Annotated in this window: 27 protein-coding genes and 1 pseudogene; 22 read left to right on the forward strand and 6 right to left on the reverse strand. The window is 53.0% G+C overall.

Going from position 1 to position 25,160, the window contains the following annotated elements; genetic code table 11:
- Positions 1-71: 71 nt before the first annotated feature.
- Positions 72-557 carry a glutathione peroxidase gene (locus tag ACT3RU_RS10150; protein ID WP_087106396.1) on the forward strand — a complete coding sequence of 162 codons (486 nt, stop codon included), beginning with the start codon at positions 72-74 and terminating at the stop codon, positions 555-557.
- 38 nt (positions 558-595) lie between these two features.
- On the opposite strand, the gene ACT3RU_RS10155 is transcribed toward ACT3RU_RS10150, so the two are convergent.
- Positions 596-979: a DUF7079 family protein gene (locus ACT3RU_RS10155; protein ID WP_087106394.1), complete on the reverse strand. Its 384-nt coding sequence runs from the start codon at positions 977-979 to the stop codon at positions 596-598.
- 157 nt (positions 980-1,136) lie between these two features.
- Here ACT3RU_RS10155 and fabV point away from each other — a divergent pair, with 157 nt between their 5' ends.
- From fabV to ACT3RU_RS10175, 4 genes are all read left to right on the forward strand, one after another.
- On the forward strand, positions 1,137-2,345 hold the full coding sequence (gene fabV / locus ACT3RU_RS10160) for an enoyl-ACP reductase FabV (protein WP_192528523.1): 1,209 nt from the start codon (positions 1,137-1,139) through the stop codon (positions 2,343-2,345).
- Between the two features lie 378 nt (positions 2,346-2,723).
- Positions 2,724-3,287, forward strand: a complete 564-nt coding sequence (locus tag ACT3RU_RS10165; protein WP_192528524.1) for a PRC-barrel domain-containing protein — start codon at positions 2,724-2,726, stop codon at positions 3,285-3,287.
- A 229-nt stretch (positions 3,288-3,516) separates the two neighbouring features.
- Positions 3,517-3,864, forward strand: coding sequence for a hypothetical protein (locus ACT3RU_RS10170; protein ID WP_192528525.1), 348 nt, complete (start codon positions 3,517-3,519; stop codon positions 3,862-3,864).
- A 152-nt stretch (positions 3,865-4,016) separates the two neighbouring features.
- On the forward strand, positions 4,017-4,802 hold the full coding sequence (locus tag ACT3RU_RS10175; RefSeq protein ID WP_192528526.1) for a PRC-barrel domain-containing protein: 786 nt from the start codon (positions 4,017-4,019) through the stop codon (positions 4,800-4,802).
- 194 nt (positions 4,803-4,996) lie between these two features.
- On the opposite strand, the gene ACT3RU_RS10180 is transcribed toward ACT3RU_RS10175, so the two are convergent.
- A complete protein-coding gene (locus tag ACT3RU_RS10180) occupies positions 4,997-5,584 on the reverse strand; it encodes a bactofilin family protein (RefSeq protein ID WP_192528527.1) in 588 nt (195 codons plus the stop codon).
- Positions 5,585-5,784: 200 nt separating this feature from the next.
- Between ACT3RU_RS10180 and ACT3RU_RS10185 the strand changes: the two genes are divergently transcribed.
- The 8 genes from ACT3RU_RS10185 (at position 5,785) to ACT3RU_RS10220 (ending at position 14,750) form a co-directional block, all read left to right on the forward strand.
- On the forward strand, positions 5,785-6,345 hold the full coding sequence (locus tag ACT3RU_RS10185) for a bactofilin family protein (RefSeq protein WP_192528528.1): 561 nt from the start codon (positions 5,785-5,787) through the stop codon (positions 6,343-6,345).
- A gap of 199 nt (positions 6,346-6,544) precedes the next feature.
- Positions 6,545-7,519 (forward strand): GlxA family transcriptional regulator, encoded by a 975-nt coding sequence (locus ACT3RU_RS10190; protein ID WP_192528529.1) that lies wholly within the window; start codon positions 6,545-6,547, stop codon positions 7,517-7,519.
- A gap of 175 nt (positions 7,520-7,694) precedes the next feature.
- On the forward strand, positions 7,695-8,909 hold the full coding sequence (locus tag ACT3RU_RS10195) for an aspartate aminotransferase family protein (protein WP_192528530.1): 1,215 nt from the start codon (positions 7,695-7,697) through the stop codon (positions 8,907-8,909).
- A gap of 37 nt (positions 8,910-8,946) precedes the next feature.
- Positions 8,947-10,029, forward strand: coding sequence for an arginine N-succinyltransferase (locus tag ACT3RU_RS10200; RefSeq protein ID WP_192528540.1), 1,083 nt, complete (start codon positions 8,947-8,949; stop codon positions 10,027-10,029).
- Positions 10,029-11,057 carry an arginine N-succinyltransferase gene (gene astA, locus ACT3RU_RS10205; protein ID WP_087106373.1) on the forward strand — a complete coding sequence of 343 codons (1,029 nt, stop codon included), beginning with the start codon at positions 10,029-10,031 and terminating at the stop codon, positions 11,055-11,057. Before ACT3RU_RS10200 ends, astA begins: the two co-directional genes overlap by 1 nt.
- Before the next feature lie 17 nt (positions 11,058-11,074).
- Positions 11,075-12,547: a succinylglutamate-semialdehyde dehydrogenase gene (gene astD, locus ACT3RU_RS10210; RefSeq protein WP_192528531.1), complete on the forward strand. Its 1,473-nt coding sequence runs from the start codon at positions 11,075-11,077 to the stop codon at positions 12,545-12,547.
- Positions 12,544-13,911 carry an N-succinylarginine dihydrolase gene (astB, locus tag ACT3RU_RS10215; protein WP_318779708.1) on the forward strand — a complete coding sequence of 456 codons (1,368 nt, stop codon included), beginning with the start codon at positions 12,544-12,546 and terminating at the stop codon, positions 13,909-13,911. Before astD ends, astB begins: the two co-directional genes overlap by 4 nt.
- A gap of 413 nt (positions 13,912-14,324) precedes the next feature.
- Entirely contained in the window at positions 14,325-14,750 is a 426-nt protein-coding gene (locus ACT3RU_RS10220) for a GNAT family N-acetyltransferase (protein ID WP_192528532.1), read from the forward strand.
- A gap of 30 nt (positions 14,751-14,780) precedes the next feature.
- Here the strand turns inward: ACT3RU_RS10220 and ACT3RU_RS10225 are convergent, their stop codons facing one another.
- Positions 14,781-15,707 carry a DMT family transporter gene (locus ACT3RU_RS10225; protein ID WP_192528533.1) on the reverse strand — a complete coding sequence of 309 codons (927 nt, stop codon included), beginning with the start codon at positions 15,705-15,707 and terminating at the stop codon, positions 14,781-14,783.
- 100 nt (positions 15,708-15,807) lie between these two features.
- On the opposite strand from ACT3RU_RS10225, the gene ACT3RU_RS10230 reads away from it, so the two are divergent.
- Positions 15,808-16,305 (forward strand): MarR family winged helix-turn-helix transcriptional regulator, encoded by a 498-nt coding sequence (locus tag ACT3RU_RS10230; RefSeq protein WP_225733928.1) that lies wholly within the window; start codon positions 15,808-15,810, stop codon positions 16,303-16,305.
- 18 nt (positions 16,306-16,323) lie between these two features.
- On the opposite strand, the gene ACT3RU_RS10235 is transcribed toward ACT3RU_RS10230, so the two are convergent.
- Positions 16,324-17,202 (reverse strand): LysR family transcriptional regulator, encoded by an 879-nt coding sequence (locus tag ACT3RU_RS10235; RefSeq protein WP_192528534.1) that lies wholly within the window; start codon positions 17,200-17,202, stop codon positions 16,324-16,326.
- A gap of 88 nt (positions 17,203-17,290) precedes the next feature.
- Between ACT3RU_RS10235 and ACT3RU_RS10240 the strand changes: the two genes are divergently transcribed.
- Positions 17,291-18,043, forward strand: coding sequence for an NAD(P)H-dependent oxidoreductase (locus ACT3RU_RS10240; protein ID WP_192528535.1), 753 nt, complete (start codon positions 17,291-17,293; stop codon positions 18,041-18,043).
- Positions 18,044-18,142: 99 nt separating this feature from the next.
- A complete protein-coding gene (locus ACT3RU_RS10245) occupies positions 18,143-18,592 on the forward strand; it encodes a GNAT family N-acetyltransferase (RefSeq protein WP_192528536.1) in 450 nt (149 codons plus the stop codon).
- A gap of 90 nt (positions 18,593-18,682) precedes the next feature.
- Here the strand turns inward: ACT3RU_RS10245 and ACT3RU_RS10250 are convergent, their stop codons facing one another.
- Positions 18,683-19,525: a PhzF family phenazine biosynthesis protein gene (locus ACT3RU_RS10250; protein WP_192528537.1), complete on the reverse strand. Its 843-nt coding sequence runs from the start codon at positions 19,523-19,525 to the stop codon at positions 18,683-18,685.
- Between the two features lie 103 nt (positions 19,526-19,628).
- On the opposite strand from ACT3RU_RS10250, the gene ACT3RU_RS10255 reads away from it, so the two are divergent.
- Complete coding sequence (locus ACT3RU_RS10255; protein ID WP_483392667.1) at positions 19,629-20,561, forward strand: LysR substrate-binding domain-containing protein; 933 nt, start codon at positions 19,629-19,631, stop codon at positions 20,559-20,561.
- A 131-nt stretch (positions 20,562-20,692) separates the two neighbouring features.
- Here the strand turns inward: ACT3RU_RS10255 and ACT3RU_RS10260 are convergent.
- Positions 20,693-21,386 (reverse strand): annotated as a pseudogene (locus ACT3RU_RS10260) (transposase).
- A gap of 335 nt (positions 21,387-21,721) precedes the next feature.
- Between ACT3RU_RS10260 and ACT3RU_RS10265 the strand changes: the two are divergent.
- From ACT3RU_RS10265 to ACT3RU_RS10285, 5 genes are all read left to right on the forward strand, one after another.
- On the forward strand, positions 21,722-21,994 hold the full coding sequence (locus ACT3RU_RS10265) for a GNAT family N-acetyltransferase (RefSeq protein ID WP_225733848.1): 273 nt from the start codon (positions 21,722-21,724) through the stop codon (positions 21,992-21,994).
- Positions 21,995-22,000: 6 nt separating this feature from the next.
- Positions 22,001-22,729, forward strand: a complete 729-nt coding sequence (gene bluB / locus ACT3RU_RS10270; RefSeq protein WP_192527846.1) for a 5,6-dimethylbenzimidazole synthase — start codon at positions 22,001-22,003, stop codon at positions 22,727-22,729.
- 92 nt (positions 22,730-22,821) lie between these two features.
- Positions 22,822-23,304, forward strand: a complete 483-nt coding sequence (locus tag ACT3RU_RS10275) for a GNAT family N-acetyltransferase (protein ID WP_192527845.1) — start codon at positions 22,822-22,824, stop codon at positions 23,302-23,304.
- An 82-nt stretch (positions 23,305-23,386) separates the two neighbouring features.
- Positions 23,387-23,614 carry a hypothetical protein gene (locus ACT3RU_RS10280; RefSeq protein ID WP_192527844.1) on the forward strand — a complete coding sequence of 76 codons (228 nt, stop codon included), beginning with the start codon at positions 23,387-23,389 and terminating at the stop codon, positions 23,612-23,614.
- Complete coding sequence (locus ACT3RU_RS10285) at positions 23,607-25,112, forward strand: sodium:solute symporter family protein (protein ID WP_192527843.1); 1,506 nt, start codon at positions 23,607-23,609, stop codon at positions 25,110-25,112. Before ACT3RU_RS10280 ends, ACT3RU_RS10285 begins: the two co-directional genes overlap by 8 nt.
- Positions 25,113-25,160 lie beyond the last annotated feature (48 nt).

Consider the following 25,160-nt stretch of genomic DNA (forward strand, 5'->3'; position numbering starts at 1 on the left):
AGGCGCTGGTGCCATCCCTGTAGCCGTGGCAAGGTAGTGTTTATATCGCCTGGAAGGTGTAAGGCTTAATAATGACGATTTACGATCAAGACTGTTACACCCACCAAGGGCAGCCGTTTAATTTACGCGCGCTGCGTGGGCAAGTGCTGTTGGTAGTTAATGTGGCCAGCCAGTGCGGATTTACGCCGCAATTAAAAGAGCTTGAGGCGTTATACCAGCGTTATCGTGACCGCGGCTTCACCGTGCTGGGGTTTCCCTGCAACCAGTTTGGCCGTCAGTCGCCAGAAAGTGCCGAAGCATTTTGTGCGTTTGGTGAGCAAACGTACGGGATAAGCTTCCCTCTGATGGAAAAAATCAGTGTTAATGGCAACCACGCACACCCGCTATTTGTCATGCTGAAACAACAGGCGCCCGGGGTTTTGGGTACCCAAGCCATTAAGTGGAATTTCACCAAGTTTCTGGTTGGGCGCGATGGCAGGGTCATTGCCCGTTTTGGCCCGCGAGATCATGGGCAACCCTTACGCTTGGCATTGGAAGCGGCGCTGGATCGTGAATAGGTCATTGGCCATCAACGAATCAGAGTGTTGACGGCGGCTTAATGCTCTCCACGGGCAACCTTAACGCGGTTCATAAGCTCGACCCAGCGGTGGCGTACCATCATGGTGGTTAGCCCGGAAAAAAGCGCCCAGCCTTTGCGCCGCCACCCCTTTAAGCGCAGGTTATGACTCACTAGCTGTTGCATCAGCTTATGGTCATCAAATTTTCGCCATTCGCTGGCAATCGAAAGTTGATGGCGCGACATCACCGGGGCTAGCTCCAGGCGAAACATCCACTCAAGCTCCATCAGCGGCATGTCGTACTGGTTAATGACCTCGACCATGCGGGCGTAATCCCGTTCGCTGGGTTCGCGGTCTAGCCATAAGGGGGCCAAGGCAAGCCAAAGGTCGCCGCGCTCGTCGACTAGTTGCTGTGCGTTCATGATGGCCTCGCAGGCATTTAAAAGAAGGGGCACTATCCTGCCGTGAAAGGCAAATAAGCTCAAGAGCGGACAGCGCCCGCCTGGCAAGCTAAAATAGCCGCCATGCTTACAGCATTGTCATGCTGATAATGAAATCAATCCGATAGTGAGGTTCGATGTGATTATTAAACCCAAAGTACGCGGCTTTATCTGCACGACTACTCACCCTAAAGGCTGCGAGCAAAACGTGCTCGAGCAGATTGAAGCAACCCGCGCGCGTGGTTTGGATAAAAGCGCCGGCCCCAAAAAAGTGTTGGTGATCGGGGCTTCCAGCGGTTACGGCTTGGCTGCTCGGATTACCGCTGCCTTTGGTTACGGTGCTGATACGCTGGGCGTGTTTTTTGAAAAGCCCAGCAGTGAAACCAAAACCGGTACGGCGGGATGGTACAACAGCGCAGCGTTTGACAAGTTTGCCAAGCAGGAAGGCCTTTACAGTAAGTCTATCAATGGCGACGCCTTCTCTAACGAAGCGCGTGAAAAAGCCATTGAACTGATCAAACAGGATATGGGCGAAATCGACCTGGTGGTGTACTCACTGGCATCCCCCGTGCGTAAGCTGCCGGATAGCGGTGAACTCAAGCGCTCAAGCCTGAAGCCGATCGGTGAGACCTACCGCGCTACGGCTATTGATACCAATAAAGACCGGATTATCGAGGCAGAAGTGGAGCCTGCCACCCAGCAGGAAATCGACGATACCATCACCGTGATGGGTGGCGAAGATTGGGAATTGTGGATGGACGCACTGGACCAGGCGGGCGTATTGGCCAAAGGCGCACGCAGCGTGGCGTTTAGCTATATCGGTACGGAAATTACCTGGCCGATTTACTGGCACGGCGCCTTGGGTAAAGCCAAGGAAGACTTGGATCGCGCGGCCACGGCGATTGATGACAAGCTTAAAACTAGCGGCGGCGGCGCTAATGTCGCGGTACTCAAATCTGTTGTTACCCAGGCCAGTGCAGCTATTCCGGTGATGCCGCTGTATATCGCCATGGTGTATCGCATCATGAAAGAGCAGGGCGTACACGAAGGCACCATTGATCAGCTCAATCGACTCTTCGGTGAACGGCTCTATGCTGCAGGTCAGAGCGGTGATATGGCCACTGATGATAAAGGCCGTCTGCGTCTGGATGATTGGGAGCTGCGCGACGATATCCAACAGGCTTGCCAGGATCTGTGGCCGGAAGTGACTACCGAGAATCTGTTTGATATCACTGATTACGCTGGCTATAAGCATGAATTCTTAAAACTGTTCGGCTTTGAGCGTGATGATGTCGATTACGACGCCGACGTGAACCCTAATGTTGAGTTCGATGTGATTAATCTATAAACCGTTAAATCTGTAAGCGACTCGCTTACCGCTTTAACGAATTGCCGGGCCTTTGTGCCCGGCAATTTGCGTTTGACGCGTAAAGTCCGTTAGCAGCAGGCATAAAATCAATCACTGTTAAATGTTTACTGCTGGATACGCAAGTCCTCTGGTTTAGCGCCTGATGACACTCAGGATTACGACGCGTCTGACCCCAACGCAGGCAAAGGCGTTTCGTAACAGAGTCGTTTCAGCTGCGGGCCAGAAGATGCCATGAACAGACGATGTTATGAAACTGATTTGATAAACAGGCAGCGACTACCCCGCAACTGGCGGGTATTGGTGATTTTCAATTTGGTCAACTAACTTGTAAGAGTGTGGCATTCAAGGAGAGACAGCATGAAACGGACTACATTAGCTATTGCAATTGCAGCTCTTTGCACTGGAATGTCCAGTGGCGTGCTCGCTGAGGATAACCAGGAAGAAAATGGTCAACCAGAAGGCGCGCTGGAACAACAGGAAGAGGCGGTCGATGAACAGGACGACGCTCAGGGTGAGCAGCCCGCTGCTATGAAAGGCGACAACGCGGAGTCTTCTTCGGATGCTGACCAGGATGAGAGTGATGATCCGAACGACCTAATGTCTCGCCAAATAAGTGATATCGAAGGCATGACAGTGGTCAACATGCAGGATGAAGAAATTGGCGATATTGACCGGATCGTTGAGCATAAAGAGTCTGGTGACTTGTATGCGGTTATTTCCATTGGTGGCGTATGGGGAATTGGTGCCGATGAAGTGGCGCTGCCATTAGGTGAAATTGAGATGAAGGACGACCAACTGGTTACCAGCACCACCTACGGTAGTGAAGAGATAGAAGCGACGGCAGAACAGTATGACGAAGACAATTTCAGCCAGATAGATAACAGTATGACCTTAACGCAGGCCCAGCAACATCCTAATTAAGATACTGTAATGGGAATGGCTATCTAATGTCTGAAAGGCCATGACCGCTTTATTCATGAGTTCGCCTTGCCTTATCTTGTATGATGAAGCAAGGCTTTTTTTGGTCATTAAATGATTATTAAAATTGTCATTAACTTTCATACAAGTTTTAAGAAGGATGGTTTTTTATTGTTACTTTTTCCTCCGTTGACTAGCTTTTGAAGAGTGATTCATCCAAGGAGGACATTATATGAGCCGGACAATAGTAGCCATTGCTATCGGTGCTATCTTTACGAGCATTTCAGCAGTCGTGCTGGCCAATGAAAATGATGCATCACAGAGCGGCGGTCAGATGACCCAGCAGCAGGACAGTTCGACAGCGGGACAGCAGCAAAGTACGGACACTCCCCGTAACCAGAAGCAGGGTGATACCAAGCGCGAAACCGGCACTCAAGGGCCTCAACAGAGTTCCGAAAGCGACGACTTGGATATGCCTGACCAGGCCGATATAGACAGCGACGATACACAGAATGAACAAGGTGGTAATCGTTTGGAAGTTTTGAAAGATGAGGGTTCCGACCAGACCACGGTTGAATAATATAAAACTTCACCATTGTGTCTTGTCGAGTTTTACTAAGTAGGCGGTGATAATATATGTGTTAATTTTTATTATAATTCATCGTTAGCTTTGATCTGAGGCGCTTAGGTCTACTAGCTTTTTAAGTGCAAGCCAACACAAGGAGCAATATTATGAAACGGACAACACTTACGATTGCCATTGGTGCGATTTGTGCAGGACTTTCAGGTGGCGCTCTGGCTCAAGACGCTAACCAGAACGACACTGATAATGCCGATCAAATGACGCAGCAGCAAGATGCTACGGCGCAAACGCCGCCACAAGGCACAGCAACCGATAGCCGTGCTCAGTCTCAGCCTAATGGCGACGAAACGATGGACGTTGAAGTCGACCAGGAGCCTGCTGAGGTAAGCGTTGAACAAGACTCTCCCAATATTCGAGTAGAGCAGCCTGAACCCAACGTTACCGTTGAAGAAGCTGAGCCCAACGTTACCGTTGAGCAGGGTGGCGAGCCTGAGGTTAATGTCGAGCAAGCCGATGATGCACAGGTCGACGTTAATAGCGATGACGATCAAGAACGCCAGCAGGCCGCCCAGGATAATCGTAGCGACCAGGATGGCGATAATTCATTGATGTCTCACCCGGTTAGTGAGCTGGAAGGCATGGTCGTCATTAACCAGGATGGCGAAGAGGTCGGTGATATTCACCATATCGCTCAGCACAACGACTCTGGTGACCTGTTTGCCATTATCTCAGTCGGTGGTATCTGGGGCTTCGGCGCGACAGAAATCGCTTTACCGATGGATGAAGTGCAGCTCCAGGATGAACAGCTCGTCATGAATACCACGTATGGCAGTGACGAGATTGAAGCGTCCTCAGAGGATTATGTCGAGGATAATTATACGCAGGTCGATAGCGATATGACGCTATCCGAAGCGAAGCAGAATCAACACCAATAAGCGATTTTATCGATAAGCGGCTTAGATGCTGACAGGAAGGGCAGGGCATTCGCGCCTTGCCCTTTTTCTATTGATGGCTCTGTTATCAATACGATGTATAACTATGCCCATCACTTCGGTCCTCAGCTGCGGTCCTCAAATACGGCCCTCAACTACGATCAGCGCTAGCCAGGTGCGATTGCGCGTTTCGATACTTATGCTTTTACCTCTTCCTGCTCTGCAAGGCTGGTCTCTTTGTCAGCAGATGTCTCTTTGGTGGTCGCTCGCGTACTAACACCTGATGCATTGCCTTTCGCCGGTAACGTTTTGGTATGGGTGGGCGCGTCATTAAAACTGTTTTTTAGCATTTCATTGTCGGCGCTCATATCAATGCTGCCGTGGAAAACGCTGCCATCTTCAAGCACAAGGCAGGGCGATACGATGGTGCCAGTCACTTGGGCGCCCTTGTGGATCGTTGCGCGGTGTAAAGCGATTAAATTACCTTCTACTTCGCCGGATACGTGCAAGGTATGAGCAAACACATCGCCTTTAAAATAGCTATTTGCGCCTAATGTGACGGTGTGCTGTTTGCAGGTGATAGTGCCGCTAACACGCCCTTTTACGGTCAAATCCTCATCACTATTGATGTCGCCTTCTACTTGCGTATGGCTACCGATAATGGAGGTGCTGGGGCGTGCATTGCTGCTGGTTGGCGTGCTCGATAGAAGCGTGTCACTTGAGTCTGGTGAGCTGGGCGGCGTCGTTTTTTGCTCGGCAGTTGCATTCTTGGCTTTATTAAACATCGTTAACTCCTGGTAAATGTCGGCCTAGCGCTTTTAAGACGCACGCGTTGGGCATAAAAAGTCATTGAATACTTTAATCTGCTTAACGGCTGGATAAAGCTCAGAATTAAGCCGAGTGGGGGAGGTTATTCGCGCCGCCATAAAAATAAATCGCGTATAACCTTAGTCTGGGCAAAATTTGACAGTGGCGGGACCGGTGTATGGGTATTCAAGCATGGTTTATTCTTATTGGTGTTAGCGCAATGACACTGATTGTATGGGATGGCAGGCGCCGTAAGGCAAGGCAGCGCGCTGAAGGCTCATACTCTTCAGGTGACGTGCCTCAACCGTCGCCTGCTGTCTCTCTCGTTTCTGACATCGCTGTTGAACAGTCACCACCTAAAGCCACCGTTACACCACTGGTGGCCCCGTTAAAAGAGGGCAGCCGAATTGGGGCGGCCACATCGATTACAGGGAATATCACCGCCAACGAGCCCGTGCTGGTTAAAGGGAACGTGCAGGGCAGAGTCGTCGCGTCGCAGCATTCTTTAACCGTGAATGCATCAGGGCAGGTAGCACCCTATATAGAAGGTGGTTTTATCACCGTTGATGGCCATGTTTCAGGCACGCTGAAAGCGCACTCCAGGGCCACCCTTCTTCCACAAGCCATTGTACAGGGTGTGATTGATACGCCATGTTTAGAGTGTGAGGCGGGTGCCTGGCTTCAAGCAAATGTTAGGCATCGCGCCGTTCAGCAGAACGTTACTGCGATGGTTTCCTAATACGTTTTCCCAGAACGGGCCTCAAGACCGTTTTAAAGAGTAGGCTATTGATCGCTACGGCCTCCCGGGCCTCAGCTCTTTATCTTCATAGCCTCAGCCCAGCGTACGGCGATGCCTTTTTCTATTGGGTGCTATCAGGCACTGCCCAAAACGTCACAATTGGGTAAGATGACGTTTCATTTACTGATGGCGTTTTGGCATGCAGCTCAGCTCTTTGTCTCCCCCGTTAACACTTGCGCGTCAGCGCATTGGGGTATTACTGCTGCCTGGTTTTTCCATGCTCTCACACGCCAGTGCCGTCGAACCGCTGCTGATGGCCAATCAGCTTAGCGGCCAGGTTCTCTATCAGGTGTTTACGCTCAGTACCGATGAGCAGCCGGTGCGAAGCAGCGCTCAATTATCCTGTCATGCTGACTACCCCCTGGAAGGGGCACCGCCTCATCTGGACATGGTGCTTATCTGCGCGCCTTCGCCTCTGCCCTATGCGTTACCGGCCAAACTAATGGAGTGGCTGCGCCACCAGCCAAGCCGTACGATGCTGGGCGGATTAGCGGGAGGAGCTGAAGTATTGGCCCGCACGGGATTGCTGGAAGGCTATCGAGCGACCTTACCCTGGCAACGTTTTGCGGCCTTTGCCCAAGCGTATCCTCAAGTGACACTGTCGCAACAGCTTTTTGAGATCGACCGCAACCGGATCACCTGTGCCAGCGGTACGGCGGCCATGGACATGATGCTGACGCTGGTGCGCCAACAGCAGAGCAGTCATCTGGTTGAGCAGGTGTCAGAGCACTTTATGTGTGAGCGAATCCGCATGGCCGATGAGCGCCAACATGTGCCGCTTCGCCACCGCTTGGGCCACGCCCCGCAGAGCTTGATAGACGCTGTGACGCTGATGGAAGCCAACATAGAAGAGCCACTTTCGACCCTGGAGCTGGCTGAGCATTTGGGCATTTCCCGCCGCCAGTTGGAGCGCCTGTTTAAAAAATATCTTCAGGCTGTGCCTAGCCGCTATTACCTCAATTTGCGTTTGCAGGATGCCCGTAAACAGCTGCGTGAAAGTGATCGCTCGGTAGGCGATATCGCGTTTGCGACGGGATTCTCCTCGGCGGCTCATTTCTCAACGGCTTACCGCAATCATTTTGGATTAACCCCACGGGAAGAGCGTTTGAGCTGATGCTCGTCCACGTCGCAACATCTGCAGTAACGCATTAGCACCAGAGACCTCCCTTCGGAAATAATCTGAAATATGGGCAGCATTACATAATTTACCGTCACATTACTGAAAGCGGGTGAGCTTGCTCGCCCCGTATACTGATATAACTGATTGACTCAACGAGAGGGACTGACCCATGAGCACGACCCCAACCCGGCAGGATTTCGATCACTACATGACCCCCAACTATGCGCCGCAGCAGATTATTCCGGTGCGCGGAGAAGGTAGCCGCTTGTGGGATCAGCAGGGGCGTGAATATATTGATTTTGCGGGCGGTATCGCGGTGAACTCGCTGGGTCATTGCCATCCCGTGTTGGTGAATGCCTTAAAAGAGCAGGGGGAAAAACTCTGGCATCTCTCCAATATCTATACCAATGAACCCGCGCTTAAGTTGGCTAAAAAGCTGGTTGAGCGGACCTTCGCTGACAAGGTGTACTTGTGCTCTTCCGGCGGTGAAGCCAACGAGGCCGCACTGAAGCTGGCGCGCCGTTACGCGGTAGACCATTACGGCGAAAAGAAAGACAAGATCATCTCCTTCAACCAATCCTTCCACGGCCGCACGCTGTTTACCGTGAGCGTGGGTGGTCAGCCCAAGTACTCCCAGGGTTTTGGTCCAGTGCCTGGCGGTATTTTGCACGCTGAGTTTAATGATCTTGAAAGTGTGCGTGCCTTAATGGGCGATGACACGTGTGCGGTGATGGTCGAACCCATGCAGGGAGAAGGCGGCATTTTGCCCGCGACGCCCGAGTTTCTAGAAGGCCTGCGCGAACTGTGCGATCAGCACAATGCGCTGCTGGTGTTTGATGAAGTGCAAACCGGGGTTGGCCGTTGCGGTACGTTGTATGCCTATGAGCGTTATGGCGTAACGCCCGATATTCTCACCAGTGCCAAGTCGCTGGGTGGCGGCTTCCCGGTTGGCGCGATGCTGGCAACCGACAGCGTCGCCAAATCCCTCGCGTTTGGAACCCATGGTTCTACCTACGGCGGTAACGCCTTGGGCTCAGCGATTGCGTTGGCTGCGCTGGAATTTATCGATACGCCAGACGTACTGGAAGGCATTCAAAAGCGCCACGACCTGTTCCGTGAGCAGTTGGAAACCATTAATCGCAAGCATGGCGTGTTTAAAGAAATTCGCGGCATGGGGCTGTTGATAGGTGCCCAGATGTCGGACGCCTATGAAGGCCGCGCCAAGGATATTCTGCCGCTGGCCATCGAAGAAGGCGTAATGGCACTGATTGCAGGTCCTAACGTGCTTCGCCTGGCGCCTTCACTGGTAGTGCCGGAGGCAGACATTGCTGAAGGTATGGCCCGTTTGGAGCGTGCGATTGAGCGCCTTGTTGCCAACGCATGAATTCGCCCACGGCGACATTGAGAGAGGGGCGTTAAGAATGCTGGTCATTCGTCCGGTAAAAATGGCGGATCTCGAAGCGCTGGTCATGTTGGCAGAGCATGCGACGCCCAAGCTTACCAACCTGCCCGCTAACCGCGAACGTTTAGAGGAGCGCATTGGGCGCTCCCTGGCGGCGTTTAATGATGAAATCGAGTTTCCGGGTAACGAGCACTACACCTTTGTGCTTGAAAATAGCGCGCTGGTGGATGAGGCGGGGCATGGTGAAATACTGGGAACGGCCACTATTCGTGCCCAAGCGGGCGCTAATGAGGCCTACTACACCTACCGCCAGGAAACGTTGATTCATGCGTCTCAACAGCTCAACGTACGTCGCGAAGTACAAACCCTGGCGCTCTCTCATGAGGTTTCTGACGCTACGCTGCTGTGCGCGTATTCACTAAATCCGCGTTACAAGGGGACCAGCGCCGAAAGCCTGCTGCGGCGTGCTCGGCTGATGTTTATTGCCCAGTACCCTGAGCGTTTTTCGCGCATATTGGCCGTGGCGTTTCCCGGTTACCTGGATGCGCAGAACGAATCGCCCTTTTGGGAAAGTGTGGGCCACCACTTTTTTGCGCGCAGTTTTCACGATATCAACCACATCGCAGGTGTGCGCTCCAAAAGCTTTATTGCCGAGGTGATGCCTCAGTTCCCGCTCTATTTGCCGCTGTTGACGCCACCGGCCCGGGCGGCGATTGGCCGGGAGCATCCTGCGCATGAAGAAGCTTTGCAGGAGATGCTTGCCGAAGGCTTCGTACGCTCGCGCCATGTGGACATTTTCGACGCGGGGCCGCTTGTGAAAGCCGAACGCGAGCGCTTGGCGACATTCAACCGTGCCGCTTGGCATCCGGTACGCCTTCGCCCGGACGAAACGCTTCCCGATGCCGAACCTGCCTTGATCGCTAATCAGGCGCTGGGTGATTTTCGCTGCATTGTCGCCCGTTACGCGCTTTCAGCCACTGGGCAACTGATGCTTTCAGAGGCGGATGCCAAACGCTTGGGAGTAGAGGAGGGGCGAGCTGTATTTGCCGCGCCACTCACTCTGCCCAGCGCGGTGGATGCCTTTGATGAAGGAGAAATATGATGCGCATTCGTCCTATCGCCCGTGCAGATGTTGATGGGTTGCTGGCGCTTGCGCAGCAGGCGGGCGTGGGCTTTACCTCGCTGCCCAATAACCGAGAATTTCTGGCAGAAAAAATTGAAACGTCTGTCCGCGCGTTTGAAGAGCGTACCCCGGTTAACAATCGGCTCTACTTCTTTGTGCTGGAAGATGAGGCCAATGGCGAGCTGGCTGGCTGCTGTGCCATTGAAGGCCAGGTAGGGCACGAAGTGCCTTTTTATAACTATCGGTTGGGCACGCTGGCGCACTCGTCGGTACAGCTGGATTTACACCGCACCATCGATACGCTGTTTTTAAGCTCTGACCATACCGGCGATGCCGAAGTATGCTCACTGTTTTTGCGCCCAGAATACCGCGGCGAGGCCAATAAACACCTGCGCAACGGTGCGCTGCTCTCCAAGGCGCGCTGGCTGTTTATTGCACAGTTTCGTGATCGTTTTCCTGAGAAAGTGCTCGCCGAAATGCGCGGCGTGTTCGATGAGCAGAACCGCAGCCCCTTCTGGGAGAGCCTGGGAAAACACTTTTTTCCCATGGATTTCAGCGAAGCCGACCGCTTGACCGGTCTTGGGCAGAAAAGCTTTATCGGTGAATTAATGCCGCGCTTTCCCATTTACACCACGTTTATGGCCGAGGAGGCGCGCGCGTGTATTGGTCAAGTGCATCGGCATACTCGGCCCGCCCTTGAAATGCTCAAAAAAGAGGGGCTGCGCTGGGAAGGCTATATCGATATTTTTGACGGTGGCCCGACGGTTGAAGCCTATATCGACGATGTGCGGGCTGTGCGCAATTCGCAGCTATATCACGTTGAAGTATCGACCAAGGCGCCTGATGAGAGCGTTAGCCGCTGGTTGGCCGCGACCACCACCATGCAGGCCTTTACCGCCGCGTGGATAGGCCGTGCACCCACCCGCGATACGATTGTTTTAAGCCACACAGAAGCCGAGCGTCTAGGGGTTACCACAGGTGATGCCGTGCGGCTTCTGGAAACCTGAACAGGTAGGAGAGCATGATGCACGCCCAACAACAGCAGCTTATCAACGGCGCCTGGGTGAATGGCGCTGCAGCATCGTTTAGTAAGTTTGACCCCGTCTCAGGCGGGCTGCTCTGGCAAGGGGCATCAGCCAGTGATACGCAGGTTGAAGAAGCGGTAGCCGCTGCGCGTAAGGCGTTTCCCGAATGGGCAAAAACGCCCTTTAGCGAACGCCAAGCGCTGGTCGAGCGTTTTGCTGAGGTACTTAAATCGCGCAGTGAAGCGCTGGCTGTCGCCATTGCCTCTGAAACCGGCAAGCCGCTTTGGGAAGCGCGTACGGAAGCGGGCGCTATGGTGGGGAAAATAGCGCTCTCACTCAAGGCGTACAAGGAGCGCACCGGCGAACGCGAAAAAGCTGTAGGCAGTGCCAAAGCGGTGCTGCGCCACCGTCCGCATGGCGTGATGGCAGTGTTTGGCCCCTATAATTTCCCGGGCCACTTGCCTAACGGTCATATGGTGCCGGCTCTCCTGGCAGGCAACACGGTGGTCTTCAAACCGAGCGATCAAACACCGCTAACCGCGGACTTGGCGCTGCAGTGCTGGCAAGAAGCCGGGCTGCCTGCTGGCGTCATCAATCTTGTTCAAGGCGGTGTACCGGTGGGGCAGGCGCTTTCTGCACACCCTGGGATCGATGGCCTGCTGTTTACCGGCAGTGCAAAGGTTGGCGGTATGCTGCAACAGCAGTTTGCCGGGCAGTTGGATAAAATCCTCGCGCTGGAGCTTGGGGGCAACAATCCGCTGGTGGTCAAGGACGTGGATGATGAGCGCGCCGCCGTGCTGGCCATTTTGCAATCCGCCTTTCTGTCCGGCGGCCAGCGCTGCACTTGTGCACGCCGTTTAATCGTACCCCAGGGCGAGGTTGGCGACCGGCTAATTGACGCGCTTTCCGAAGCGATTGCCAGGCTTCATGTGGCCGGGCAGTTTGATGAGTCGCCCACACCGTTTTACGGCGGCCTGGTCAGTGTGGCGGCGGCTGATGGTCTGCTAAAAGCACAGGATGAGCTGGAAACACTGGGTGGCACGGTGATTAACCGTATGCAGCGTGTTAAAGACAATACCAGTCTGCTCACGCCTGCGTTAATCGATGTGACGGGCTTGGAAGTGCCTGACGAGGAGTACTTTGGCCCGTTATTGAAGGTGCACCGTTACCACGATTGGGACGAGGCGTTAACGCTTGCCAATAACACGCGCTATGGCCTCTCGGCGGGTTTGATTGGCGGTGAAAAGGCCGACTGGGACGATTTTCTGCTGCGCATCCGTGCGGGTATTGTGAACTGGAATCGCCAGACTACCGGGGCTTCGGGTGATGCGCCGTTCGGCGGCGTCGGCGACAGCGGCAACCATCGCCCCAGCGCGTACTATGCGGCGGACTACTGCGCCTATCCGGTGGCTTCCATGGAAGCCGAGGCGTTGGAGATGCCCGATACTCTGCCGCCGGGAGTTAGTCTGTGAGAACACCTGTGATCAGTAACGTTAGGGAAGTCAATTTCGACGGCCTGGTAGGCCCGACGCATAACTACTCAGGGCTCGCCGTAGGCAATGTGGCTTCCATGAGTCACGGCGGCCTTGAGTCCAATCCTAAAGAGGGGGCGCTACAAGGGCTTTTAAAAATGAAATCCTTGATGGAGGCAGGCTACGCCCAAGGCGTTCTGCCGCCTCAACAGCGCCCGGATATCGGCGCGCTGCGCGACTTGGGTTTTAGCGGCAGCAATCATGATGTGCTGGCCCGTGCTGCCGCCGATGCACCGCAGCTGTTGCGGGCTGTATGCTCCGCTTCGAGCATGTGGACGGCCAATGCGGGCACCGTTACCCCCAGCATCGACGCGCCGGACCGCCGGGTGCACTTCACTCCGGCCAACCTGCAATCAAGCTTTCATCGCTTTCTTGAGCCGCAAACCACGGGCCGTGTGCTGCAGGCCATTTTTCACAGCGAACAGCACTTCGCCCACCACCCAGTGCTGCCCGCCACGCCTGCATTTTCCGATGAAGGTGCGGCCAATCATACTCGCCTGTGTGGTGAGTACGGTGAGCCGGGCGTTCATCTGTTTGTGTATGGCCGCCAAGCGTTTGGTGACGTGCGTAGCGGCGAGCGCGAACCTGTTCGTTACCCCGCCCGCCAAACGCTGGAAGCCAGCCAAGCGGTAGCCCGTCAGCATGGGCTTGTTGAGTCGCAAACGGTATTTGCTCAGCAGCATCCGGACGCTATTGATGCGGGCGTATTTCATAACGACGTCATTGCCGTGGGTAACGGAGCCGTGCTGCTGTATCACGAAATGGCTTTCCTGGACGAAGAGGGCACGCTCGACGAGCTGCGCCGCAAAATGACGACGCCCTTGATTCCTGTCCGCGTACCCATTGAAGCAGTGAGCCTGGAAGATGCAGTGGCATCGTACCTGTTTAACTCGCAGCTGCTTTCCAACCCCGATGGCACCATGACGCTAGTCGTGCCCAGCGAATGTCAGGAGCGTGAAGCCGTCTGGCGCACCGTTCAAGACTACCTGTTGGCAGGCAATAACCCCATCTGTGACGTGGTGGTGAAAGACGTCAAGCAAAGCATGCGCAACGGCGGCGGCCCCGCTTGCCTGCGCCTGCGCGTTGCTCTTTCAGAAGCCGAGCGCGCAGCACTGACCGGCCGCGTATTGCTCACCAATGATCTTTACGAAGACCTTACTGCTTGGGTCAACCGCCACTACCGGGATCGCTTGGCACCTGATGACCTCGCCGATCCGCAGTTGGCAGAAGAGTCGCTCAGCGCACTGGATGAGTTAACGCAGCTTCTGCAAATAGGGTCGGTTTACCCGTTTCAGTTGGGGTAGGAATATCGTAGGAGCAGCTTCAGCTAGCGATGCAGCGCGAAGCACTGCCGGGTTTAGTGGCGGAACATGCTCAAGGGCGGCTAGCGCCGCCATCGCCGAGTGAACTCAGCTCCCACAGCTTCAATGCGTTGGCTACCGTTGTAGGAGCAGCTTCAGCTAGCGATGCAGCGCGAAGCGCTGCCGGGTTTAGTGGCGGCACATATTCAAGGACGGCTAGCGCCGCCATCGCCGAGTGAACTCAGCTCCCACAACTTCAATGCGTTGGCTACTGTTGTAGGAGCAGCTTCAGCTAGCGATGCAGCGCGAAGCACTGCCTGAGTCAGGGATTTACGTGTGCAGTCCGTATAAAATAATAGCCAAAGCCAAATTAAGTGCTTTCGCAACAGGTGCCGACAGGAGCGCCGGGAGTAAATATGACGCCGCTCTTTCAGCCGACCAGCGATAGGGATTTTGCAGAGCAACTGATCCGCCAGAATATGTCCGGCTACTATGAACAGCTGGATATGCACTGGGACAGCGCTTTGTTTGAAAGCGAGTGGCGTACCCTGGAAAGCTATCAGTTGGTCATCAACACGCACCCGGTGGGCTTGCTGTGTATCAACCAGGCTACCGAGGCTTGCTATATTCGCGAGCTGCAAATCGCGCCGCAGTGGCAGCGTCAGGGTTTTGGTACGGCAGCCATCCACCATATGGTAAACAGGGCGCGGCAATCGAATATCGATACGCTGCGCCTTCGGGTGTTCTGCATTAATCCTGCCGTCGCGCTCTACGAACGCATGGGCTTTCACATTCGTAAAACGGAAGTCAATACTCACTACATGGAACGGCTTATTGTTTAAGTGATGCCTGCCAGATATGCCTTTGTTTATTTAGGCAAGTTGCCTGGCTTTGCCAATATTAAGCAGAGCGATACCTGTGCCTATCAGCAGGGCGCCGGGTAGTAAGCCCTCCGGCGCGGCTTCTCCTTGGAGCACTATCGCCACCGGAACGCCAACCACGGCGCCGACGGAACCCAGCAGGCTGAGAAGCACCGGCCCGCCGGTTTTCTGAAGCAGAAATAGCAGTAAAAACTGGCCTGCAAATACCATTGATTGAAGGGCAATTAGGAGAAGTGGAAGGCGTTGCCCGCTTGGAATACCAAGCGAAAACCCAGGCAGCAGGCCGACGCTGAACAGAAGAGCCGCCGCAGCGACTAGCATACCGGGCGCAAGAGCGTCGCCTGAGACACCCGCTGGCCAGCGCAACGTTCGGTAAAGATTGCCGATGGCCAACAGTACCGGCCCCGCCAACGCCAGCAAAATCCACACATAGTCGGCATCAGGCGCGGAAAGCTTGTGAGCTGCCAAAGTGACGGCGCCCGCAAGCGCTGACATAACGCCTATCGCCCGCGTCATCTGAAAGCGTTCCAGCTTTACTATCAGCGCACCAACGTAGGTAAGCAGCGGCGGCAATGTAATCACAAGGGCGACAAAACCTGCACCAATATGCGGAATGGCCGAGAAGAAAATCAGGTTAGAACCCGCCACGCCAACAAAGGCCGAAACAAGATAGTACTCAAGTGTGCGCCCCGTGACAGGCGGCAAATTGCTGCGTAGTGCTGCTACGGCCAGCAGAATTAAAGCCGCGCCAGTAATCGACCAAAATAGAAAGGCGAGAGGCGACAGCTGCGCATCACCGGCCAGTTTGGCCACGTTGGTCGAAAGCCCCAGTAGCGCGCCACCTGCCACAAGATAGATAAATGCGGCAAGTCGCTTCTGTTTGGGAAGTGCCCCTGATCTTGCCTTGGATGGTTGCATAGTGTGGCTCTTGTGGTTGCTCTTTAACATGATTTTTAAAATACCTTGATATCAAGGTATATGGTTTTTTATCTTGACGTCAAGCTAAAAAGCGGTAAGCATGAACCCCATGGATCATGTCGATAAAATACTCACACAGTGGCAGCAACAGCGGCCCGACCTGAACGTGGCCCCAATGGCCACGCTGGGCCGACTCAAACGACTGAATCATAGCGTGATGCGGCGCATGGAGCAGACGTGGGCGGCGTACGGCCTTAACGACTCAAGCTTTGACGTACTGGCCACGCTGCGCCGTGAAGGCCCACCTTACGCGCTTTCTCCCAGCGACTTAATGGCCTCCACCATGGTGACGTCCGGCACCATGACACATCGGCTTCAGCAGTTGGAAAAAGCGGAGTTGATTGAGCGTGTCAAAAACCCCGCCGACGGGCGAGGATTTCTGATTTCGCTATCTGAGAAAGGGTTTGCGTTAATTGATGAAGCCGTTGCTGCTCATGTGGCGACACAGGAAGAGCTGGTCAGTGGTTTGAGTGATGACCAGCGGGCGCAGCTTGATGAACTGCTCAAGCAGTTTTTGGCAGGGCTTGAGCCAACATAAGGCGTATTAGCTGTTTGGTTAGTCTGTCTGCTCGCGCACTGCTTCCGTTATCGCTTTCATGAAAACCTGCACTCTGGCCGCATAGCGCAAATCGGGGTGAGTCAGGAACCAGAGCTGGGTAGTCAGTTCTTCCACTGGCTTGGTAAGCCTGATTAGCTCCTCGTCACTATCCCCAAGGTAGCAAGGAAGTACCGCGATACCTGCTCCCTGACGCACTGCCAGTTGTATTCCCAGCATGCTATCTAATTTGTAGCCCGTGCTTTTACCCACCATCCATTTTTCGAGCGTTGCGTCGCCCATATGCGTATCTGGCCCTATCCAGCTTTCACCGTCGAGCGATGTAGGATCCAGCGGTACAGGTGCCATTTGCCAACGGTTTTTCTGGCCGTAAATGGCTAAGCGGATATCGCTTAGCTTGCGGCCTACAAGAGTTTCCGGTGGGCTGAGTGTCGGTCGAATGGCAATGTCCGCTTCTCTTCGCGATAGGCTTTGCAACTGGTTTGAGATCACCACTTCCAGCGTAATATCAGGATACTGTTGACGAAACTTTGTTAATAGAGGGCATAGCCATCCTGCAAAAAGCGTGTCGGTAGTGGTGATGCGAAGGCTTCCACAAAGCTTCAGATCTTGCCCAATAAGGCGGCGTTCAGCGCTATCAACCTCTATTTGAACACACGTTGCCGTTGCCGCCAGATCTTCTCCTGCCAGTGTCGGGGTATAGCCATGCCGATGACGCTCAAACAAAGTGACGTTCAGGCGTTTTTCAATCGCGTTGAGACGGCGAAATACGGTGGCGTGGCTGATACGCAGGTGCCGGCTGGCGCCGGATAAAGAGCCTGTTTGAGCGATAGCCAATATCACTTGAAGATCGTCCCACTTTAGCTGCTGTTCATTCATGCAAAGTTAATTCTCATAATTAGGGGATTTTTGAGCAAATATGAACAGGGTAGCCTGTCATTCAATCCAGCGACAGGTGTGAAGCTTCATGAACGTATTGATTGTCACGGCTCACCCAGAGCCACATTCGTTTAATGGTGGGTTGGTCGATACCGCCGTCAATCAATTGAAAAAAGCAGGGCATTCGGTTGATGTGGATGATCTTTATGCTGAACGCTTCAACGCGATAGAGCACGCCGAACACTATTCCCAACGAGTTGATCAAGACTATTTCGCACCACTAGATGAGCAGCGCCATCATCACAAAAATGCAGCACTGCCCGCGGATATCCAGCGCGAGTTGGCAAGGCTGGAGTGGGCCGATCTGGTGATCTTTCAGTTCCCGCTATGGTGGCATGCACAGCCTGCTGTACTAAAAGGATGGTTTGATCGGGTATTGGTTTATGGCGGGCGCTACACAAGTCGCATGCGTTACGATCAAGGTTACTTTAAAGGTAAACGCGCCATGCTGTCGGTGACCGCAGGCTCACCGGAAGCCGCTTTTCAACCCTTTGGCCGGGCGGGCAATATGGCGGCCTGGCTATGGCCCATTCACTCATCGCTTTATTACGTAGGGTTTGACGTACTGGCGCCTCAACTGAGTTACGGCGTGCAGGGTGGCGGCATTAAGTATCAGAATGAGGAAGCTCTACGCAAACATCTCAATGTCTGTAAACAGCGCTGGGCCGAGCGTCTAACGCACTGGGAGCGTGAAAAGCCGATACCGTTTGCCGGATGGGAAGACTGGGATGAAGAAGGCATGCTAAGTAAAACGGCACCTCTTCGCTGGCGGCTAGGCTAGGTACATATACTGGTCGATGTCCGTGCTAAAGGCTTCGCTACTTAATCTTGTGTACACTTGGCGTTCGCAAAATAACGCCACGGGTAAAAGGTAGCTGGTATGTCCTTGGATTTTCGCTGGTCACGGTTTGATGAGCTCAGCACGCGCGAATTTTATGAAATCGTAAAGGCACGCATAGCGGTGTTTGTGGTGGAACAGCGGTGTGCCTATCAGGAAGTTGATGAGCTGGACCCGCTTGCCTGGCATCTTTCCGCAACGGTTGATGGTCAGCTCGCGGCGTATATCCGGGTAGTGGGGCCGGGTGATAAGTTTTCTGAGCCCTCGATTGGCCGGGTGATGACCCTTAAGGCTTTTCGAGGGCATCAGTATGGCCGAGCGCTTATGGGCGAGGCGATTCGTTTTACCGAGCAAACCTATCCTGATCTGGGCATTAAGATCGGCGCACAAGTCTATTTAAACGCTTTCTACGAGTCGTTTGGGTTCGAGCGCATCAGTGAGCCCTACGATGAAGACGGCATACCGCATATTGATATGGTGAAACCGCGATAATACCTGTTGCTATCGACCGCTCTGTTCCGTCTCTAAGATGGTGTTGCTGGGTATCGCTGGAGCAACATCACCGTAGGGCAGCGTAGTAGACTATTGAGTAGTAATCTCTACGGCTGTGCCAGCCACTACGACTCCTCCTTGCACTGGTACTTCAACTTGCAGCAGACTTAACCGTCCCATTTCTTCACCCTGCTTTATGAGAAATTTCTCAGGAACGTTAATCAGCTTGGCTTCGCGTAGATATCCTCCTAGCGCTGCAGCCGCAGCTCCAGTCGCCGGGTCTTCTACTACGCCACCGACTGGAAAGGGGTTTCGCGAATGGAAAAGGTTATTACTCTCGCGGAAAACAAGCTGTAGCGTTGTTAGCCCTTCTCGTAACATCAGAGATTTCAGCTCATTAAAATCGTAATCAAGTTGACTTAATGTGTGTCGAGAACCAACTGCCAGCACAAGATGCCATGCTCCTCCATAGGCTAAAGCTGGAGGGATAGATGGATCCATTTTGTCAAGAGACCAATTAAGCCGTTCTAATACCTCATTAACAAGCTCTACAGGAGCAGGCCTATGGTCAGGTTCAACTGAGGTTAACGCTGCCTGAATTTGACCATCGATCATATCGACTTTCACTGGCACGCGCCCCACCGATGTATTCAGTTGATAAATGCCCATACCACTTAAGCGGCCCAGCATTACGGCGCTTGCAATCGTTGCATGCCCACAAAAGCTAACTTCTGCCAGTGGGCTATAGTAACGAATAGTTCTAACTTCTCCTGTTGATGGTGCAATAAATGCTGTTTCCGAGTATCCAACCTCTGCAGCGATATTTTGCATTTCCTTTTTTTTAGGTAGCTCATCTCCAATCCATACTCCTGCAGGGTTACCACCAGAAGGAACATCAGAAAAGGCAGTTAATCGATATAACAGGCTACTCATGAGGCTTTTCCTCTTGAAGGTGGGGAAGGTAGTATCATTTTGACGTCAAAAAAAATAATGGAAACTTCTTTTTTCTCACCTATAGGGTTACTAAAATTTAGCCATGAGTAGTGTCAATTTCCCTCCTTTAAACGCTTTTCGCGCCTTTGAAACTGCTGCACGATTAGGCAGCTTTGCCTCTGCTGCTCAGGAGCTTAACCTGACACCAGCCGCTGTTAGCCACCGTATAAAAGAGCTGGAAAGTAGGCTCGATATTTTGTTATTTGTACGTCAACCCCGTGGAGTAGTTCTGACAAATGCAGGACGTCGTTACTATGAGCGTTTATCGAGTATTTTTACCCAAATCGAACGAGCAACAAAAGAGCTTAGACAGGAGGGGATTGATGGTCTGTTGACGCTATCAGCACCTTCTTCTTTTATCCGTTGCTGGCTGATTCCGCGGCTTGCAAGCTTCCAGGCTCTTTATCCTGGTCTGCAACTGAAGTTGCGCGGTGAAAGTGATTTATTGAGCTTTCGAAATAATCAGGCAGATATTGGAATTCGTTTTGGTACAGGTAACTACCCAAACCTACATACTGAACAGCTAATGAGCGATGCCGTGACGATACTGGCTCCTTCAAAACGAGTAAGCGGCCTTCGCGATATTCGTCCTGAAAGTTTATTGCGTACTCAGTTTTTGTTGGAAGATAGTAGTATTCAACCAACAGAACCCTGGAATACATGGCAGCCTTGGCTCCGTGAAATTGGGGTTGAGTTTCATCCATCTCTACGTAAATTACAGTTTTCTGACAGTAATCTGACCTTGGCAGCCTGTGCAGAGGGGCTTGGCCTTTGTGTCGGGCGTTACTCTATTGCTAGTCAGCTTATTTTGGATAGAAAAGTACAAGCAATTATGCCATGGCGTATTCATGAGTTTGCCTATTATCTAGTTTTAAATCCGGCTGAAGTTGAAAATCTTCGTGTTATCGCATTTAAGCAGTGGTTAATGGGGCAGGTTGAAAGTTTTGAAAGTATGCGCGCAGATAATAATATTTGAAAAAAACAGCTATATTTATTGGGATGACGAAAATATAGGGCCAGGTTATTGATTTGTCTAAAAGTTAAAAACGTTGTTGGGTATGTGGAGGTATCCTGCATCTCTATAAAAGCGTGTCGCATACTAATTGCTTATTCAAAACTAATCGTGCGGTCAGTTCCATAGCTATCCAATAGCCGGTGTGTACCTCTTCACAGAGGTGGCCAAATAAAAGGTAAGCACTCAACGGCAGCCATGTGTACTTCATCTAACGCCACAGTATCCCAACCAGACTCAGCTCCGGCGAGTAGGCCGACAGGTAAAATAGATGCATACGGTGTGACATCCACTCTATTATCTTTCGCCGAAGGCCTGCGAGCGATGCATGCTGGCATTTTCGAGCAACACAACAGCGAAGGTATCCGGTTTTTCTGTACGTCAAACGCTTCGATAACCGTCTCGGAGGTCACCGATACGGTAGTGGTTCGGTAGATCTGTTTTCCAGCGCGGCTGAGGAAACCCAATGTGTTCAGACTTCGGCCGGGTGAGTGGACGGTCACCTCAAAGGGCTGTTCGATAGGGCTCCACGCATAGGGTATCGATGACGATTGTGAAAGCCGGACTCACCAAAGTAATAGAACTCATGCTCACCCAGGTTTGTTTTAGCCATCGTGATATGGCGTCGCGGCGAACCTGTAGTATCTGGCTGATTTGACTAATTGTATGACCCTGATTGCTCAGCAGGATGGCATGCGCACGACGGCGTAGTGCATGTTTCTCACTGTAGTGATAGGCGAGTGCGCTCTATTCAGGGTCAGTAAGCGGAGCAATGAAGCGTTTTAACATGGCTTCATCCGTGATAGCTACCTGACAACACGACACTTCAGATCAAGCACTTAGTACAGAACAATTGCTGCTTGATTCTCGTTCAGCGTGTAAAATGTTAACAAAGTTAAGTGTTTGTTGTTAGGTGGCTTTTCTTGTAGGCAAAACTATTAACGCTGCACCCATTTTATTCAGGCTAGTAACTACTTATTTATGAGAACCTTTGATCCACAACATTATGTTTTATCTGGTCGCGGCTGGATGAATTAAGTACGCACGTTTTTTATGACATCGTAAGGGCACGTGAAGCGGTGTTAGTGGTGGAGCAGTAATGTGTCTATCAAGAGGTTGATGATTTGGATCCGCTTGCTAGGTATCTTTCCGCTACGGTTGATGGCCTGCTTGTGGCGTATATCCGGGTGGGGCGGCCGGGTGGTAAATTCGCTGAGCCTTCTATTGGATGGGTGATGACACTTAAGGCTTTTCGGGGCCGCCAATATAGCCGGGCGTTTATGAGCGAAGCTATCCGTTTCACCGAAAAAACCTATCCTGGCATGGGCATCAGTGAGCCCTACGATGAGGACGGCATACCGCATATTGATATGGTCAAACCCGCCTCCCACGCATAAACGATCATGGAACAGGAGTTTAATCCCGTGACCGCTTCAGATGCCTGCTTTTCAGAGAGTGAACGCCACGGGCTTTATCGTGCCATTTATGAGCGCCGTGATGTGCGTTCACAGTTTCTTCCTGACTCGATTCCCGCTGACGTGCTGGCACGTCTATTGCAGGCTGCCCACCATGCGCCTTCGGTAGGGTTCATGCAGCCTTGGGATTTTATGGTCATTGAAGGTGACGAGGTCAGGGCGTCTATCCTTGCGTTATTTGAGCAGGAAAACCAGAAAGCCGCTGAGTGTTTTGAGGGGGAGCGTAATGATCTTTACCGCAGCCTCAAGCTTCAAGGGATTGTCGAAAGCCCGCTGAATCTATGCATCACCTGCGACCGCAGCCGGGGTGGGCCACACGTGCTAGGCCGTAACAGTATTGTCGAAACGGACTTGTTCAGCACGTGCCTGGCGGTACAAAACCTGTGGTTGGCTGCGCGGGCCGAAGGGGTTGGCGTTGGCTGGGTAAGCATTCTGGATCAGGCGCAGTTAAGTGACGCCTTGAACCTGCCTGATCACGTATATCCCGTGGCCTATCTATGCCTTGGTTATGTCAGCGAGTTTCTGGATCAGCCGGAGCTTGAAGCCAAAGGCTGGCGCTCCAGGCTACCGTTAAGTGAGTTGGTACATGGCGATAGTTGGGGGCAGCCGCTTGAGAATGGTCCTCTTGATGCGCTGCTGCGCGATCAGTCACGCTAATCGCCGCAGGTGCGCGCTTTTGCATGATGGTGCGAGGCGGGCTACAGGGTTGCCGTGACGGTGTTAATTTCAGCAAAATAAGGTAAATAGTGATGCGGGACACCACTATCCAGCGACTTAGCGCAGATAGTCCTCATCTTCCCACCGTAGTGCGCTGGACGTTTGCAGCGTGGGGGAATTTATACCCAGGGCTAACGCTAGAAGAAGCCATTGATGACACGATGTCTGAGTGCGGTATCTCGGGTGTACCCTCCGTATTTATTGCTTTGCAAGACGACGTACCTGTCGGCACTGCCTGCTTAATTGATGATGATATGAGCATTCGGCGCGAATTAACGCCGTGGCTGGCCTCTGTTTTCGTAGCGCCTGAGTGGCGCGGGCAGGGTATTGCTTCCGCGCTGGTGCAGTGCGTGGAAGCAGAAGTACGCAATAGCGGTATTCACCAATGTTATCTCTATACCCCTGACCAGCAGTCGCTTTATCAGCGGCTAGGTTGGCAGGCGATAGAAACGCTTGAGTACCGAGGCGAAACCGTGACGCTCATGCGACGCCTCTTAACGGAGTCAAGCCGTTGATCGACCGACGATTTGCCGATCACACAACATGAAAATAGGTAGGCCAGTGGTACGACGGCTAACAAAATTTTAGGGAATCACCATGCGGCGTTTACTGGTACTGCCCACCTCGCGTGCGGGTTGGGGTTTATTAATTGCGTTTTTAACACTCATCGCTATGGGAACGTGGCCGATGATTGGTTGGGTAAACCGGGCAACGTTAGTGCTAGGCCTGCCCCTGATGGTGGTATGGAGCTATTTGGTTATTTTTTCTTGCGTGGTGGTCATGCTGATAGGCAACCGTATCGTAGAGCGAGATAACCATGAATAGCCTCTGGCCTCTGCTGATTACGCTTATCTATGTGGCCATTGCCATGATGATTGGCTTACGCGCCCGCGGTGGTCAGGCCACCCGTGCCAATATGAACAGCCTGGAAGAGTGGGGGGTTGCTGGGCGTAGCATGGGGCCGGTCACGCTGTATCTGCTGATTGCCGCAGGGAGCGTCAGTGCTTATACCTTTATGGGCGCACCGGGCTGGGCTTATTCGAAAGGGGTTGCGGTCTTTTACGTCGCTATCTATTTGGCATATCTGGCCCTGATCGCCTGGTACTTTGGCCCAAAGGTATGGCAGTTTGGCGCTGAATTTGGCCACGTTACTCAGGCAAGCGCGATTGCTGACCGTTATCAAAGCCCTGCCTTGGGGGCGCTGGCATCGCTGGTAATGGCGGTTGGCTCAATTGCTTACGCGGTGCTTCAAACGGTTGGTTCGGCCTATATTCTGTTTGTGATGAGCGGTGGTATCATTCCTGTTTGGTTAGGCGTTGTGCTAGTGCTTGCCTCTATTGCTGTCTATTTATACGCCAGCGGTCAGCGGGCGATTGGGCGTACCAACGCTTTTCAGGGCGTATTAATGTTGGTCGTTGCCTGGGCTGTAGGCTTGTGGGCAGTGCATAGCGCCACCGGCGGTTTAAGTTTTGCAGCGGTATTTGAGCGTATTCAGGCTGAGCATGTGGCGTTTTTAACCCTACCAGGGGCTGGCGGGGATATGAGTTTTAGCTTCTGGACCACCTCGATTATTGTCTCGATGTTCTCGTTTATGCCCCCGGTATGGACCCAGTGGATGAGTGCGTCTTCCGCACGCACCATCCGGCGCAGCGCTACCTGGCTGCCAACGTACTATGTGGTGATTTTACCCATGGTGATTGTGGGCTTTATCGGTATTTACTCGCTACCTGACCTGGCCCGAGCAGACACGGTGGCGCTTGAATATGCCATGCAGCATTTGCCCGTTGTGCTGGTCGGGCTACTGGGGGCGGGAACCCTGGCGGCTTCCATGTCATCAAGTGAGCCGTTTATTCATTCGGTGTCGCTGTCATTAAGTAAGGATGTACTGCAACCGCTGTTAAAGCTTTCAAATGCTACTACTGGTCGACTTGCCAGGCGTATGATCTTACCCATCATGGCCTTGGTGATTGCACCGCTCGCGATTGCTGAACCGGGCAGTCTGGTGATGATTTTGCTGGTAGGGCTGGGGTTTGCCTCGCAAGTCTTGCCTGCTTTTGTTGGCATGTTCTTCTGGCCGCGCGCGTCACGCTTGGGCGTTATGGCGGGCATTGTGGCAGGGTTTTTGGTTACCGTGGCGTTTACTACGCTATGGCCACACCCGCTGGGAATCCACGCGGGGTTCTGGGGGCTAATCATCAACTTGCCGATATTTGTGGGGGTGTCGTTAGTGACTCCGGCCACACAAGCGGATGTCGTGGAGCGTTTTTTTCGTATTGCGGCGCCGCGTGGTTTAACCCGGCTTGGGAAAAAGGCAGCACTGTAGCGTCTCAGGTCATATCAACCTGTAGCATGGCGTGTTTACTGATTGCCT

This window comes from Halomonas sp. TP35 (genome assembly GCF_052375975.1).
Classification (GTDB): Bacteria; Pseudomonadota; Gammaproteobacteria; order Pseudomonadales; family Halomonadaceae; genus Vreelandella; species Vreelandella citrativorans.

Excerpts from the sequence above, each read along its gene's own strand:
- ACT3RU_RS10150 (WP_087106396.1), top strand. The coding sequence starts at position 72 with ATGACGATTTACGATCAAGACTGTTACACCCACCAAGGGCAGCCGTTT.
- ACT3RU_RS10155 (WP_087106394.1), bottom strand. The coding sequence starts at position 979 with ATGAACGCACAGCAACTAGTCGACGAGCGCGGCGACCTTTGGCTTGCC.
- ACT3RU_RS10165 (WP_192528524.1), top strand. The coding sequence starts at position 2,724 with ATGAAACGGACTACATTAGCTATTGCAATTGCAGCTCTTTGCACTGGA.
- ACT3RU_RS10170 (WP_192528525.1), top strand. The coding sequence starts at position 3,517 with ATGAGCCGGACAATAGTAGCCATTGCTATCGGTGCTATCTTTACGAGC.
- ACT3RU_RS10175 (WP_192528526.1), top strand. The coding sequence starts at position 4,017 with ATGAAACGGACAACACTTACGATTGCCATTGGTGCGATTTGTGCAGGA.
- ACT3RU_RS10180 (WP_192528527.1), bottom strand. The coding sequence starts at position 5,584 with ATGTTTAATAAAGCCAAGAATGCAACTGCCGAGCAAAAAACGACGCCG.
- ACT3RU_RS10185 (WP_192528528.1), top strand. The coding sequence starts at position 5,785 with ATGGGTATTCAAGCATGGTTTATTCTTATTGGTGTTAGCGCAATGACA.
- ACT3RU_RS10190 (WP_192528529.1), top strand. The coding sequence starts at position 6,545 with ATGCAGCTCAGCTCTTTGTCTCCCCCGTTAACACTTGCGCGTCAGCGC.
- ACT3RU_RS10195 (WP_192528530.1), top strand. The coding sequence starts at position 7,695 with ATGAGCACGACCCCAACCCGGCAGGATTTCGATCACTACATGACCCCC.
- ACT3RU_RS10200 (WP_192528540.1), top strand. The coding sequence starts at position 8,947 with ATGCTGGTCATTCGTCCGGTAAAAATGGCGGATCTCGAAGCGCTGGTC.
- astA (WP_087106373.1), top strand. The coding sequence starts at position 10,029 with ATGCGCATTCGTCCTATCGCCCGTGCAGATGTTGATGGGTTGCTGGCG.
- astD (WP_192528531.1), top strand. The coding sequence starts at position 11,075 with ATGCACGCCCAACAACAGCAGCTTATCAACGGCGCCTGGGTGAATGGC.
- ACT3RU_RS10220 (WP_192528532.1), top strand. The coding sequence starts at position 14,325 with ATGACGCCGCTCTTTCAGCCGACCAGCGATAGGGATTTTGCAGAGCAA.
- ACT3RU_RS10225 (WP_192528533.1), bottom strand. The coding sequence starts at position 15,707 with ATGCAACCATCCAAGGCAAGATCAGGGGCACTTCCCAAACAGAAGCGA.
- ACT3RU_RS10230 (WP_225733928.1), top strand. The coding sequence starts at position 15,808 with ATGAACCCCATGGATCATGTCGATAAAATACTCACACAGTGGCAGCAA.
- ACT3RU_RS10235 (WP_192528534.1), bottom strand. The coding sequence starts at position 17,202 with ATGAATGAACAGCAGCTAAAGTGGGACGATCTTCAAGTGATATTGGCT.
- ACT3RU_RS10240 (WP_192528535.1), top strand. The coding sequence starts at position 17,291 with ATGAACGTATTGATTGTCACGGCTCACCCAGAGCCACATTCGTTTAAT.
- ACT3RU_RS10245 (WP_192528536.1), top strand. The coding sequence starts at position 18,143 with ATGTCCTTGGATTTTCGCTGGTCACGGTTTGATGAGCTCAGCACGCGC.
- ACT3RU_RS10250 (WP_192528537.1), bottom strand. The coding sequence starts at position 19,525 with ATGAGTAGCCTGTTATATCGATTAACTGCCTTTTCTGATGTTCCTTCT.
- ACT3RU_RS10255 (WP_483392667.1), top strand. The coding sequence starts at position 19,629 with ATGAGTAGTGTCAATTTCCCTCCTTTAAACGCTTTTCGCGCCTTTGAA.
- bluB (WP_192527846.1), top strand. The coding sequence starts at position 22,001 with ATGGAACAGGAGTTTAATCCCGTGACCGCTTCAGATGCCTGCTTTTCA.
- ACT3RU_RS10275 (WP_192527845.1), top strand. The coding sequence starts at position 22,822 with ATGCGGGACACCACTATCCAGCGACTTAGCGCAGATAGTCCTCATCTT.
- ACT3RU_RS10280 (WP_192527844.1), top strand. The coding sequence starts at position 23,387 with ATGCGGCGTTTACTGGTACTGCCCACCTCGCGTGCGGGTTGGGGTTTA.
- ACT3RU_RS10285 (WP_192527843.1), top strand. The coding sequence starts at position 23,607 with ATGAATAGCCTCTGGCCTCTGCTGATTACGCTTATCTATGTGGCCATT.